This is a genomic window from Bacillus sp. DNRA2 (assembly GCF_012843265.1).
GTDB lineage: Bacteria > Bacillota > Bacilli > Bacillales > Cytobacillaceae > Bacillus_BU.
In genome coordinates this window covers 38,285-52,328 of record NZ_JABAIT010000016.1, presented here as the reverse complement: position 1 = coordinate 52,328, position 14,044 = coordinate 38,285, and the positions used below count along the sequence as shown (strand labels likewise).

Sequence of the window (14,044 nt, the reverse complement as noted above, 5' to 3'; positions counted from 1 at the left end):
CCGAAATTCACCTACTTAATCTCATTTGTCATGATATTTTCCTTTATTGTCCCACTAACGGGTTGTTGGGATGCCAATGAACCAGACCGAATGTCATATGCTCAAGGCTTAGGTGTTGATTATAAAGATGGTAAGTACATAGTATATATTCAGCTCATGAATTTAAGCTTGTTAGCCAAAACAGAATCAGGTGCGGGAACAGGAAAACAAATTAAGGCAGAAATAGGACACTCTACCGGTAAATCGGTTGAGGAGGCTATTTACAATCTATATCAAACAACACAGCGCCGAATTCATTGGGGGCATCTGACTTATATTTTTGTTACCAAAACTGCAATTGCGCAAAATGGATTAAAAGATGTCACTGATATGATTGATCGCTATTTTGAAACGCATTACCGCATGTGGATATACTGTACATCTGATTCATTATCAAAGGTGATGGATTCTGCGCCACCGATAAATATGTCAACGTATTTAAGTCGATTAAGTGACCCCGATGCTGCATTCGGTCAGTATTCATTTATTCAAGCCCAAGATATGCGAGAAATCCTCATTTCTCATTATGAGCCGCCTCATGAAATGATCATTCCGGTTGTTGGTAGTGATAAAACAACTTGGAAAGGTGATAAGGAAACTCGGAATGTCGGTGTAATTAAAGGGTTGTCAATTGTCAATAACAATTCATTATTAGGTACGATTTTGGACAAGGATGCTAATGGTTACCGTTGGATTCAAAAAAAATTTGATCGAACAGGGATAAGCATCGAAGCTAATGATAATGAGACGATAGGCATTACCGTTGGAGATAGAAGGGTAAATATTAAGCCCATCGTTACAAACGGAAGAGTCCAATTTGATATCGAGCTTAAGCTACGAGCGTATATAAGTAAATTTGAAACAAACCTCTCATCATCTCAAATTAGTTCGAAGGCAAAAGGTTTGATAAAACAAGAGATTCAAAAAACGTATTTAAAAGGCCTCGAGAGTGGTGCTGATGTTTATCGCTTGTCGCATGTCCTATATAAAAATAATCTCCCAGCTTGGAAAAAAATTGAGATAAACGGGAAAATTCCTTTAAAAAAGGATTCAATTAGGAAAATAAAGATTGATTTGTTGATAAGCCATGGTGGAAAACAACGTAAGATGCCAACCTTGGAAAATAAGTGAATGGGAATTGAGCCAAAAACAGACTCCTCAAACATCAAAGAGGAGTCTGTTTTGTTTTGGAAAGAAGGAGTTAACGCTTAACCAGCATAAGCGTTAACAACTAAGTGTTAACTTTTTAGACAGTTTACAATACTTTGTTAACTATCCTTAACAAATATAAAGGTAAGTTGTTTTAGTTTCGATGGTTTTAATAGTGGCACAGGAATTGCAATAAGGTTATTTAAAAGTAGAAATGGGGGAGGAACTTTGAATTACAATCAGCTAGCGATAGAAGAAGAGATAACCTTATTCAAGAAATCACTTGAGACTTTTGCTAAGAGGGAAATTGAACCATTTTATGCACAGTGGGAAATGGAGGGGATATTCCCTAAATACCTCTGGAAAAAACTTGGTGAAGCAGGCTTCCTTTGTGTTGATATTCCTGAGCAATACGGTGGACTGGGGGCATCCTTACCATTTTCAGCTTGTGTTGTTGATGTATTTTGTCGGCTAGGCTACAATTCCGTCGCTACAAATATCGCTGTTCATTCTAATATTGTTGCTCATTATATTCTCAATTCGGGAAGCGAGGCTCAGAAGCTGCGCTATTTACCGAAAATGGCAATGGGAGATTTAGTAGGTGCTATCGCAATGACCGAGCCTGGGGCGGGGAGTGACTTGCAGGGAATTAAGACAACAGCGATTAAAAATTCAGCAACGGGTGAGTATGTCATAAATGGCTCGAAAACCTTTATAACTAATGGTCAACATTTAGATATAGCAATCGTGGCGGCAAAGACGAATTTCGATGTTCCTGCTGCAAAAGGAACAACCTTGTTTATTGTTGAGTCTAGTAGTGAAGGGTTTGTAAAAGGAAAGAATTTGAATAAAATTGGGCTTCATTCTGCAGATACATCAGAATTGTTTTTTGATGGTGTAGTCGTTCCAACGAGCCAAATCCTTGGTGAGGTAGATAAGGGTTTTGTCACGCTAATGAAGGAACTGCCACGGGAACGGACGATTCTTGCCGTTGGGGCATGTGGGGCGATGGAAGGGGCATTGGATCTGACAATAAAGTATCTTCAAGAACGAGTTGCGTTTGGTAAACCGTTGAGCAGTATTCAGGTTATTCGCCATAAAATTGCCGAGATGACAACTGAAGCAAAGGTAAACCGTGCTTTTACTAATCAGTGCATGGCGTTATTGGCAGAACATCGATTGAGTGCAGCTGATGCTAGTGTGGCAAAATTATCAACTACGGAAGCACAGGGTCGGGTCGTAGATGGATGTCTGCAGTTGTTTGGAGGTTATGGTTATATGGTCGAGTATCCAATTTCGCGCATATTTGCCGATGCGAGGGTGCAGCGTATCTATGGCGGCACTTCAGAAATTATGAAGGAAATTATTAGCAAAGAGGTACTAGGAAAGTAGATTTATAGTGATAGTTTTTGTTTGAAGTTCATAGGATTGAAATTGGGTGGAATTTTGGAAGAGAGTTGTAAGGAGGAAGAATAATGTCAAATCGGGCAAATATTATTGGTGTCAGTATGGTCAAATTTGTTAAACCAGGCCAAAACGAACCGTACGAAATCATGGCCGCAAAAGCCATTAATGGTGCACTTAAGGATGCGGGAATTTCATACTCGGAAGTAGAACAAGCCTATGCCAGTTATGTTTATGGGGATAGCACTTGTGGGCAAACCGCGCTTTATCAGGTGGGGATGACAGGAATTCCTATCATAAATGTCAACAATAATTGTTCATCGGGATCAACTGCTTTATTTTTAGCAAGACAAGCAGTGGAATCAGGGGCAGCTGATTGCGTGCTCGCCTTTGGCTTTGAGGAGATGAAGCCAGGAGCATTAGGAGAAAATTGGATTGACCGGACTTCACCATTTCAGTGGATTAATGATCGCTTTCAAGCGTTAGACAGTAAATTGCCAGATGGCCCGATTGCGTTAAAGGTATTTGGTGCAGCTGGGATAGAATACCTTGAGAAAACAGGGGCTAACCCTGACATCTATGGAAAAGTTGCTGTGAAATCACGCCAGCATGCGATCCATAATCCGTATTCTTTATTTTCGAAGGAGATGGATTTGGCTGAGGTCATGAACGCACCACAAGTTTATCCAGGTTTGACACGGTTTATGGCCTGTCCACCTACTTGCGGGGCAGCGGCAGTTATTGTCTGCAGCGAAAAATTCGCAAAACAGCATAACCTGAATCGAACCGTGAAAATCATTGCCCAGGCAATGGCAACGGATAAACCTGATAGTCACGAGGATTACCTCCATTTAGTTGGCTACGGAATGACGGAGCGAGCAGCCAAACAGGCCTATGAAATGGCTGGGTTTGGGCCTCGAGATGTCGATGTCATCGAGCTTCATGATTGCTTTACGCCAAATGAGGTCATTACTTATGAGGGCTTGGGACTTTGCCCAAAAGGCGAAGCAGAGAAGTTTATTAACGATCGAGACAATACTTATGGGGGTCAGTATGTCATCAATCCATCAGGGGGCTTAATGTCCAAAGGTCATCCGCTTGGGGCAACCGGGTTGGCCCAGGCGACTGAGCTTGTCTGGCATTTGCGTGGTGAGGCTGGAAAGCGACAAGTAGAGGATGCAAGGATTGCCATGCAGCATAATCTTGGACTAGGTGGGGCTTGTGTTGTGACGGTTTATCAAAAAGGTTAAATCTGTATTTATTAAAAACCTTCTCTAATAGTGCAATATCATTAATTGACAAGGAGTGAGTCATTAACCATGCTAAATAAACTTTCTCATAAAATTGGTCTCGAATTTAAGCCATACAGCTACAGTGTCGAACGTGGAAAAATCAAAGAATTTGCCCAGGCAATCGGCGATGACAATAGCATTTATTACAGTGTTGAGGCAGCGCAAAAATCCGGATTTCGCGATGTCCCGGTTCCACCGACCTTTGCAACGGCCATTGATATGTGGGCTGGTCCTGATTTTGAGCAATTAATAGAAGCGCTTGAAATCAATCCACTGAAAGTCCTTCACGGCGAGATGCAATACACATATGTGGGGGATATTTGTGCAGGAGATACGATTCATTGTACGAGCAAGGTCATAGAGGTAATTGAGAAACGAAATATGAACTTGTTTACGATTGAAACGAAATACAAAAACCAGCATAACGCGATCCTACTAATTTCTAAATCAGTCCTGATAGAAAGACAATAATTTATCATTTTTTAAAAGGAGCGAAACGATGAAAATACTTCAACCATTAGAAAAACAACCAATCTCACATAGCCAATTAGTTCGCTATGCCGGAGCATCAGGGGACTTTAATCCGATTCATACGGTTGTACCTGTTGCTCAACAAGCGGGGCTTGGAGACGTCATTGCACATGGGATGTTAGTGATGGGATTTGCTGGACAAGCACTTACTCAATGGTTTCCTCGCCAAAATTTACGAGATTTTAAAGTTCGCTTTGTGAAAATGACTCATCCTGGCGAAAAGCTGATCATTACTGGCCAAATTACTGAAGAAATAGAACTCGCTGGTGAAACTAGATGGTTAGGTGAGCTGTTTGTAAAAAGTGATAACGAAGTGAAGCTATCAGGGAGATTTGAAGTGGTTAAAAAAGATAACAAATAAACGGATTGGAGGGGGAAACAATGAGATTATTAGAAAATCAAGTTGCGATTATTACAGGCTCTGGACGTGGGGTTGGACGAGCACTAGCAGAAATCATGGTCGAGCATGGTGCAAAAGTCGTCATTTCGGATAAGGATCATCATGTTGCCGAAGAAACCTTACAAGCCATTACAGCAAAAGGTGGTGAGGCGATTGCCGTTGTTGGCGACGTCACTGGAGTTGATTTTCCAAAAAAGATTATTGCTGAGACGATTTCGGCATTTGGAAAGCTTGACATCTTAGTGAATAACGCTGGCTTCACCTGGGATAGCCTGATTCACAAAATGTCTGATGAACAATTTCAAAAAATGCTTGATATCCACCTAATAGCGCCGTTTAGGTTAATTCGTGAAGCGGCTCCGTACATTCGTGATTCCGGTAAAGCAGATATCGAAGCCGGCATAGCCCATTATCGAAAAATCGTGAATGTTTCCTCCGTTGCCGGAGTGATGGGGAACGTAGGACAAGCCAACTATGCATCAGCAAAGGCGGGTTTAATCGGCTTAACCAAAACGGTAGCGAAGGAATGGGCTGGCTTTAATGTCAATTGTAATGCTGTCGCCTTTGGAATGATTGATACACGCTTAACCCAGCCGAAGGAAAAAGGGGAACATGTTGATGGAGTGGCTGTTGGGATTCCAGTGAAAGTCAGACAGATGTTCGAGCAATCGATTCCACAAAAGCGAGCAGGCACGATTAAAGAGGCGGCAGAAGGAATCTTTTATCTCACCTCGCCACTATCAAATTATGTGAATGGACAGGTACTAAACATCAATGGTGGAATGTACACCTAATCGTTGAATTACAGTAGAACACACATAAAAAATGAGTTCCATTAAATGCGATTTTTTTATTAACCATAAGGGAGAGATTATATGTTAATTACGAAAGGGCTTCTTTATGCAGCACGGACTTTTCCAGAAAAAGTAGCAATGATTGATGGAGACAAACGGTTTACGTACTCTCAATTTGCCGCACGAACTGCCAAAATTAAGCATTCACTCTCTCAGCTTGGTGTTAAAAAGGGTGATCGGGTTGCCGCCCTCCTCTTAAATGAATATCGCTACTTAGAAATTATTTATGGAACGACGGCACTTGGTGGGATAATCGTTCCGATTAATACTAGATTAAGTGCCGAAGAGATTTCGTTTATCCTAAATGATGCCGGAGTTGAGGTTTTATATATTCATCCTGAATTTTTAGGAGTTTTATCGGAAATTAAACAACAAGTGAAAGGGCTACGCCATGTCATTCTTGCTGTGGATGAAGGGGAGCATGTTGGTCAGGAAGTTCATAATGATGTTCTTCAATATGAGGAATTGCTAAAGCAACATCCGGAACAGTCGTTGTCGTGCATGGGACTTTGTGAGGACGACGTCGCAGGTCTTTATTACACAGGTGGAACGACCGGACGTTCAAAAGGCGTCATGCTCACTCACAAGAACATCGTAGTGAATGCCTATCATAGTATGCTTTTTTACAGCGTTCTAAAGGAAGACGATGTGTACCTTCACGCTGCACCGATGTTCCATTTAGCAGATGGAGCAGCAACATTCTCAATCACAATGTTGGGGGCGACCCATACATTTGTGCGCTCGTTTACACCTAATGGGGTACTTGCGGTCATTAAAGAAACGAAGGTAACATCATCCCTGCTCGTTCCAACCATGATTAATTTGCTGTTAAATATGCCAGACTTTGATAAACCGTATGTCAATTCATTGCGGACGATTATTTACGGAGCATCGCCAATGTCAGTTAGTGTTCTGCAAAAGGGTTTAGAAAAGCTTGAGAATGTTCAATTCTGGCAAGCTTACGGGATGACGGAAGCAGCTCCAATCCTAACTCTTCTTCATGGGCAAGACCATCTCCTTGATGGAAGCGCTGCAAAAATCGAGCGTTTGGCTGCAGCAGGCCGACCTGTTCCAGGAATCGAAATGAAAGTTGTCGCTCCGGATGGTAGGGAAACGGCTATTGGTGAAGTAGGTCAATTTGTCGCCAGAGGTCCCAATATTATGAAGGGTTATTGGAATTTACCGGAAGAAACTGCTAATGCCTTGCGTGACGGCTGGTATTATACGGGTGACTTAGGCTACCGTGATCAGGATAACTATTTTTATGTGGTCGACAGGGCCAAGGATATGATTATTACGGGTGGAGAAAATGTATACTCCGTTGAAGTCGAACAAACAATCAGTCAAATTCCAGAGGTTCTGGAGTGCGCAGTTGTAGGTGTTCCAGACGAAAAGTGGGGGGAAGCAATCAATGCGGTTGTTGCGTTGAAACGAGCAAACAGTATTACAGAGGAAGAAATCATTGCTTACGTGCGGCAGAAGCTGGCAAACTATAAAGTGCCAAAATCTATTGAATTTGTTGCCGAGCTTCCGAAAAGCGGTGCCGGCAAAATTTTAAAACGAAACCTTCGCGATCAATACTGGCAGAAGCAAGAACGGAAAGTAAATTAGATATAAAAAGTAGCCCTCGTCACTAGGACGAGGGTTTTAATCGTTTAGCCAGCGGTACATTTCTAAAATGGTTCTCTCAGTATTACATTGTCCGTTCAAATAATAAAGCGGTGTTTGGCATTTGTTTAATTCCTTCATAATTTTCTTATAAAATGTATGGGCAAACACGGAGGTATTAATAAAGACAGCATCGAAGCGCTGAATTTTTGAGATATCCCGGTTTTTCTCATCGACATCAACAAATTCTACATTGGGTAAGTGCTCCTTTAATTTATGACGCCAATTTGGTGAACCTCCAAAAATGACAATGCGTTTCTCATGTATCAATTTTGACATATCATCAATAGTAGGAAGCTTTTCATGGTGCTGATTTGATTTTTCTCCATGATCTTCCCAGTATATATAGTCCCGTAGTGCATGAACTTCACTGGAGTAGTCCTCCAATTCATTGATTTGCTGCTCCAATTGACGGATTTTCGACTGTGCTTCACGAAGTTCTTGCGTTAACCCATCGATTTCTTTTTGCTTGCGATGATTGGTCATTCGCCAATCCTGCAGTCTTCGGTGAAGATCGGCTTCTTGCTTAGCTATTTGAATCTCTTTTGCTTTCATTTCAATATAAAAATCATGCTTGGATTCGTCAAGGTATAATGTTTTCGTTTCCCGATAATGTATTCCTAAACATTGCATATATAAACAGGAGATGAAAAATAAATCTTGATCCTCTGCTGAAATATAATTATATTTCTTTGCATAAATCAGTTCTAGGAAAACCATATCCAAATGATGCTTTGTAAATGGGATATTTTCAGTAGCATCCAATTCATGAATATTAAGTGTTTTAAGCCAACCGCCTAAAGCGCCGATATATTTTGTTGGATACTCCTGAAAAACGAGTCTTTCTGCCTTCTCTGATGATAGATTGGGCCTTTTCTTATGAATTTTCATAAGGTTATGGCTTATTAAGAAATCAATAAAAACACCCAAAGAATCAAATCGGGGATTTTTAGGTATTTGGTAATGTCTGTAAAGGGATTCGATTTCTTCTTTATGCTCAGCATACTTACTGTCACAAAACATTAGGTTTTGCAGTTTGGCATCGTTCATTGAGGTATTTAAAATATTTTGGAAGGACTCCCAGGCAACATTGTTTGTTTTGAAAGGCTTCTTTTCCCGAACACATAAATACCAAAGAACAATGTTTTGATAGATTAAATCTATTTCCTTAATAATTTTGCTCTTTTGCCGTTTGGCATATGCACGCATGAAGTGTTCAAAGTCAATTTCTAATTGCTGTTGCATATATTGATAAGCAAATTTATAGCCCTTTTTAATGAGGGAATCAACTGGAGTGAACTGATGGTTTTGATCGCACCATTCAACGAGTCCCGCTGCCTGCCGAATTTTCTCCTCACTTTTCGTTGTGTACATCGAAAATAGCGGATTCCCTTTTAATTCACCGCGTTGATACGCCTCATAATACTCCCATTCGTTTTTACGATAGGCTTCCTCAATAAAAGGATGCAAGTACGAATTCCCACCTAAGGCAATGCTTAAGAATTGATGGATGATTAACTGATCCTGTTGCTTCGCTGTTAATTGAACCGCCATTTGGTTTCGCGCCCCATCTTAGTGATTTTAATTATAAAAATTGTAATCTTTTTATAACTTGAAAACAACGATTTTTGTTACGTTTCGTTAAGTTTTGTTTAATTTTGTTGTAATTTTTTTATAAAACTAAACGTAAGTAAACAAAACTAAACAAAACTAAATTTATATAGAAGGCGAACTAGATATTGATGTTCTTATAATCTGCTCTGTTTAATTAACAGAAAATTCAGTTATAATTAAGAGGTTACAAATATTTATCCGAAGAGGAGGAGTCATTTTGTCAGATAAAATCTCAACAACAATAGCATCACAATTGGAGCTTCCAGTTATCAGCGCCCCGATGTTTCTAGTTTCCAGTCCAGAAATGGTCATAGCAGGTTGCAAAGCAGGTATTATCGGCTCCTTCCCGTTGGCCAACGCCCGTACCACTTGCGATTTAGACTCATGGATGACACAAATAACCGAGGAACTTCAAGAGGCAAAACAGGAGAATCCAAAGCGAAAAATTGCACCATGGGCGGTTAATCTAGTTGTTCATCGCACTAACAAGCGCTATGAAGAGGATTTAAAGTTCATTGAAAAGTATCAGCCCCCCATTGTGATAACCTCCCTTGGCGACCCCAGCCCAGTTGTTAGAATCGTCCATCGATACGGTGGTCTTGTATTCTCGGATGTTGTGAATCTATCGCACGCGAGAAAAGCTGTCGAAAAGGGAACGGATGGATTAATCCTTGTCTGTAATGGTGCTGGTGGTCATGCCGGTACGTTGAATCCATTCGCATTCATTAGTGCTGTTAAGGAATTTTGGAATGGTATAACGATTCTATCTGGAGGAATTTCGAGTGGTCAAGAGATTGCTGCTGCCAAGCTTTTAGGTGCAGATTTCGTGTATATGGGAACAAGATTTATTGCTGTACAAGAAAGTCTTGCCAGCGATTCTTATCGTCAAATGCTCATCGAATCGTCACTTGAGGATCTTATTTATACAGATGCATTGAGTGGAATTGCTGCTAATTATCTGATTCCAAGTATTGAAATAGCAGGGCTAGACCTACAGAAATTAATTAAGAAGGACTCGTTTGACTGGTCCCATTATAAAGGAGGAAATGGTCCGAAGCCTTGGAAGGATATTTGGTCAGCTGGCCAAGGGGTTGGTGCAATTAAAGAGGTTGAAACAGTGGCCGAAGTAGTCACGAAGCTTAAACATGAATATCAAATAGCCACTAATAAAATAAACTGTGGTTTTTCATAAGCTTATCAAAAAGACAGGTGCCATCTCGTCAAAAATGGTACCTGTCTTTTTGGGGATTTAATACCCTACTTCTACTGAGGCAACAACGATGTACATTAAATCGTTTTTATCGCCCTTATCTTCGAGCACGATTCCACTTGTTGTTAGCATGCCGCCATCCATAACTTCCACTGTAACTTGACCATAAGGTAGCGCTGCTTTTACAGTGTCAACATCAAGGCTTTCTTTTTCACAAGGAACGGCTAGCTTGACATTGACCTTCATATTCTCAAGGCTGTTTCCTGGTAATACGGAACGAATCCCTGGCATCGAGTTGAAATGAATGGCATTTTTGATGGCACGAACTGCTGCCTTTGTGATGTCCTGACCATGCACATCAATGCCCATTCCGGTTTCAATAAACATGATTTTTTCCATTATCGCTTCACTTTCCCTTCTGAATGTTTATCTCTTTTATTGTAGCGCTTTTAGGCGATGATTAGTAATTTTCAGGCTGGTAGCTTGTGCAACATGGTTGATTATTTTTTTGAATTACATTGAATACACTCTTCCTATAAAGGGGAGAGCATAAATGAAAATTAACTTAAACATGCAAAAAGCAAATATGCTTGCTGAAAATATTCATGATTTTATTAAATACGTTTCAAAGCTAGATGGGCAACGTGAAACTTTGTCCGTTAATCGAGATAAGCTATATCAAATTACCTTATATATTGAAGAGTTTAGGTTCCAAATTCTTGCCGATGAGCTAATCCGCATCAATCGCTTTGATTGGGATGAAAAATATACCACTTACTTAGTAGAGCAATTTCAAAAAGGACTCGATATTATCAACGATTACGTAAATCGCAATAAACAGGAATTATTCCTTGTAACTGCCAGGATTTATACCCTAATGAATTTTACTTCATTATTTGGTAAGAAGGAGTAAAATAGAAAAGATACTGAACTTAAATTATAGGAGTAGAATTAAAAAATGGATCTTAAACAAAAATCATTATTGAGCACCTATGTGGAAAAATTAGCTAATGGCAACTTTGCCGAACAGGATGTTCTCGGCTTTTTATTATTAATTCAAAAGCAAGCTGATGATATTAAATGGATCAATGAAGTGACAGAACTTGCGATAAATCGTGTGCAATATAAAGGAATCATTAAAGATTACTTATTAGAAACGAGAAAGAAATTTGCACTAATGAGTCAGTCTAAAGTCTCACTTAGGATCCACGACGTTTTTTCGTTTAAGGAGCTTAGAAATGGACTTAATAAAGCATTATCCGATTGTGATATGGGCGAACTACCCCATGAAAGAATCAATGATTTTGTTGCTTGTTTAATTTCAATATTGCAGCAGATTATCATTACGGATGAGCATGACAAGGAGATTGGCAAGCTTTTCTTTGCGATTTCCAATAAAGAAGTTATCCTGATGGCTGAGGTAGCTATTGCTAACAACCTCCTGAAGAAAACGAATGTAGTTTTTCCGGTTTTAACTGCAAATAATCGTTATGTAAATCTAAAAAAACAAGACCAATACGACACACCATACTTATTTCTTGATGATGTCGTTGAGATTGTAAATCGTGATGGAAAGTTGGATATCATCATTCCTAATTAATCGCATGTACTCTCCTTTGCATAAAAAGTAATTGTTAACAAAAGCTATTCTCGATTGTTTTCAATTACAAAAGGAGGAGAAGATACCCTTGCAAACACAAAAGCATCTAAGAAAAATTTTCCGGCCGATACTGATTACTTCACTTATTATTGCACTTTCCTTCATTGGAAATCATGCCACTAATGCTCAGGTTCAACAGGTTCCTACAGCAAAGCTTGCGATCAATGGGAAAGCGGTTAACGGAATTAACCCGATTAAGATTGATGGAATTTATTACTTGCCATTAGTGCCACTTGCAAAAAGCTTGGGCTACAATAGCATCAAATTTGAGGCAAAAACACTAACTTATCAAATTACAGATGGCTCAACTACCATACGGACAACCATGGGTGGGTCTAAAGCGAAAAAAGGGAATGAATATGTCAACATCAAGCCTCCACGATGGATACATAATACTGCTTACGTATCACTGCATGGTGGAGGAGCTTTGTTTAATGCTTATATTACCTTTCAGTCACAAGATGGCTCAATTCAGGTGCAGAGACCAGCACAAAAATATATCGCCCATACTGGCGACAGTTTATATAATATTTCACGCTTACATCACGTGACGATACTAGAATTGAAGGCTGCAAATAAATTAGCCTCAGACATAGTCAAGGATGGCCAAGTTTTTGTGATTCCACCGCGTGATCAGGCAAAGGAAATGGAGCCGGCTAAGGAGAAAAAGCCTGTTAAAAACACAAACCATATGACGGTCGCCACGCAAAGGCAGAAGGTGATTGCACAGGCAAAGCTCTACATTGGCGCTTCCTACAAATTTGGAGCATCATTAGCAGATGCACCAAAATATTTTGACTGTTCATCGTATACTCAACTTGTTTTTGTGAAAAATGGCATTACACTTCCACGAGTTTCCAGAGACCAAGCAAGTAGGGGAACGACCATATCCAGACTTGAGGCTGGTGATTTGATGTTCTTTACACAAAAGGACATATACTCTGATGGTCGTGTCGGACATGTTGGTATATATATGGGCGACGGCAGTATGATCCATGCATCAAGCTCAAAGGGGGTTACGATTACAAAAAATGTGTTGCAAAATCCATATTGGAAGCAGAATTACCTTTATTCGAAGCGAGTAATCTTTTAATAAATTTTAAGCTGTCAAAATCGACAGCTTTTCTTTTTGTAAGAAAATTTGTAAAATGGAGAGTATTCAAGACGTACAATGTCAAAAAATCTGTTATGATGATAAAAAGGGGGAAAATGGATTATGGAAAATAATTGTAAAATATTAGACTGCACCATTCGCGATGGCGGATTGGTGAATAACTGGGATTTCAGTATTGAGTTTGTCCAAGACTTATACGAGGGCTTAAATGCTGCTGGTGTTGAATATATGGAAATTGGATACAAAAATTCTGCGAAACTCCTTAATGCTACTGAGCCCAATCCTTGGAGATTCCTCGATGATGATTTCCTTAAACAAGTAATTCCTGTTAAGAAGAAAACAAAACTTTCCGCTCTCGTTGATATCGGACGTGTTGATCCGAACGATGTCCTTCCACGTGAACAAAGCGTATTAGATATGATTCGCGTTGCTTGTTACATACGTGAAGTGGACAAAGGCTTAGAGCTAGTGCAAATGTTCCATGATTTAGGTTATGAAACAACCCTTAATATCATGGCGCTTTCAAGTGCACCAGAACGTCAACTTATCGATGCTTTCGAAATGATCAAGGAAAGCCCCGTTGATGTAGTATATATCGTTGATTCATTTGGAAGTCTTGATCCTCAAGATATTGAGCATCAGGTGAAAAAGTTCCGTGAAATGCTGCCAAACAAGCGTCTTGGTGTCCATACTCATAACAATATGCAGCTTGCTTTTGCCAACACGCTTTCTGCTATGAAAAATGGCGTTGAATTCCTAGATTCATCTGTATATGGCATGGGACGGGCAGCAGGAAACTGTAATACTGAGCTTCTTGTAAGCTACATACCAAAAACAAGCTACGAATTGAAACCTGTGCTTGGTGTTATTGAAAAACACATGCTGGAAATGCGTGAAAAATGGGAGTGGGGTTACATCATTCCTTACATGATTTCTGGTGTACTTAACGAACATCCACGCGTGGCGATGGCTTACCGCAATACCCCTGAGCGTGATGAGTTTGTTAATTTCTACGATAAAGTAACATCACCTGAAGTTTCTGTAGCACGAGCGAAATAAACTAGATTTTGATAAAAACGATAGTATTAAGCCCGAAAGGTCGTTTAGAT

Annotated in this window: 14 protein-coding genes; 12 read left to right on the top strand and 2 right to left on the bottom strand. The window is 39.9% G+C overall.

The window, feature by feature from the left end; translation table 11 throughout:
* The first annotated feature begins 30 nt into the window (after positions 1 to 30).
* From HHO41_RS14200 to HHO41_RS14170, 7 genes are all read left to right on the top strand, one after another.
* Positions 31 to 1,170 carry a Ger(x)C family spore germination protein gene (locus tag HHO41_RS14200; RefSeq protein WP_169099758.1) on the top strand — a complete coding sequence of 380 codons (1,140 nt, stop codon included), beginning with the start codon at positions 31 to 33 and terminating at the stop codon, positions 1,168 to 1,170.
* 246 nt (positions 1,171 to 1,416) lie between these two features.
* The gene (locus tag HHO41_RS14195; RefSeq protein WP_169099756.1) at positions 1,417 to 2,580 is read left to right on the top strand and encodes an acyl-CoA dehydrogenase family protein; all 1,164 of its coding nucleotides are present in this window, start codon (positions 1,417 to 1,419) and stop codon (positions 2,578 to 2,580) included.
* A gap of 83 nt (positions 2,581 to 2,663) precedes the next feature.
* Positions 2,664 to 3,842 carry a lipid-transfer protein gene (locus tag HHO41_RS14190; protein ID WP_169099754.1) on the top strand — a complete coding sequence of 393 codons (1,179 nt, stop codon included), beginning with the start codon at positions 2,664 to 2,666 and terminating at the stop codon, positions 3,840 to 3,842.
* Between the two features lie 69 nt (positions 3,843 to 3,911).
* Entirely contained in the window at positions 3,912 to 4,355 is a 444-nt protein-coding gene (locus HHO41_RS14185) for a MaoC family dehydratase N-terminal domain-containing protein (RefSeq protein WP_169099752.1), read from the top strand.
* A gap of 28 nt (positions 4,356 to 4,383) precedes the next feature.
* Complete coding sequence (locus HHO41_RS14180) at positions 4,384 to 4,776, top strand: MaoC/PaaZ C-terminal domain-containing protein (protein WP_169099750.1); 393 nt, start codon at positions 4,384 to 4,386, stop codon at positions 4,774 to 4,776.
* 20 nt (positions 4,777 to 4,796) lie between these two features.
* A complete protein-coding gene (locus HHO41_RS14175; RefSeq protein ID WP_169099748.1) occupies positions 4,797 to 5,609 on the top strand; it encodes an SDR family NAD(P)-dependent oxidoreductase in 813 nt (270 codons plus the stop codon).
* Between the two features lie 81 nt (positions 5,610 to 5,690).
* Entirely contained in the window at positions 5,691 to 7,280 is a 1,590-nt protein-coding gene (locus HHO41_RS14170) for a long-chain-fatty-acid--CoA ligase (RefSeq protein ID WP_169099746.1), read from the top strand.
* A 36-nt stretch (positions 7,281 to 7,316) separates the two neighbouring features.
* On the opposite strand, the gene HHO41_RS14165 is transcribed toward HHO41_RS14170, so the two are convergent.
* A complete protein-coding gene (locus tag HHO41_RS14165; protein WP_169099744.1) occupies positions 7,317 to 8,891 on the bottom strand; it encodes a hypothetical protein in 1,575 nt (524 codons plus the stop codon).
* A 277-nt stretch (positions 8,892 to 9,168) separates the two neighbouring features.
* On the opposite strand from HHO41_RS14165, the gene HHO41_RS14160 reads away from it, so the two are divergent.
* Positions 9,169 to 10,143: an NAD(P)H-dependent flavin oxidoreductase gene (locus tag HHO41_RS14160; RefSeq protein ID WP_169099742.1), complete on the top strand. Its 975-nt coding sequence runs from the start codon at positions 9,169 to 9,171 to the stop codon at positions 10,141 to 10,143.
* Between the two features lie 57 nt (positions 10,144 to 10,200).
* Here HHO41_RS14160 and HHO41_RS14155 read toward each other — a convergent pair whose 3' ends face one another.
* Complete coding sequence (locus HHO41_RS14155; RefSeq protein WP_169099740.1) at positions 10,201 to 10,560, bottom strand: Lin0512 family protein; 360 nt, start codon at positions 10,558 to 10,560, stop codon at positions 10,201 to 10,203.
* 154 nt (positions 10,561 to 10,714) lie between these two features.
* Here HHO41_RS14155 and HHO41_RS14150 point away from each other — a divergent pair, with 154 nt between their 5' ends.
* The 4 genes from HHO41_RS14150 to HHO41_RS14135 all read left to right on the top strand — a co-directional run bounded on the left by HHO41_RS14150 (position 10,715) and on the right by HHO41_RS14135 (position 13,994).
* Positions 10,715 to 11,074, top strand: a complete 360-nt coding sequence (locus tag HHO41_RS14150; protein ID WP_211171167.1) for a hypothetical protein — start codon at positions 10,715 to 10,717, stop codon at positions 11,072 to 11,074.
* Positions 11,075 to 11,119: 45 nt separating this feature from the next.
* Positions 11,120 to 11,761, top strand: coding sequence for a hypothetical protein (locus HHO41_RS14145; RefSeq protein ID WP_169099738.1), 642 nt, complete (start codon positions 11,120 to 11,122; stop codon positions 11,759 to 11,761).
* Positions 11,762 to 11,849: 88 nt separating this feature from the next.
* Positions 11,850 to 12,914, top strand: coding sequence for an NlpC/P60 family protein (locus tag HHO41_RS14140; RefSeq protein WP_248278472.1), 1,065 nt, complete (start codon positions 11,850 to 11,852; stop codon positions 12,912 to 12,914).
* 123 nt (positions 12,915 to 13,037) lie between these two features.
* Positions 13,038 to 13,994 carry an aldolase catalytic domain-containing protein gene (locus HHO41_RS14135; RefSeq protein WP_169099736.1) on the top strand — a complete coding sequence of 319 codons (957 nt, stop codon included), beginning with the start codon at positions 13,038 to 13,040 and terminating at the stop codon, positions 13,992 to 13,994.
* Positions 13,995 to 14,044 lie beyond the last annotated feature (50 nt).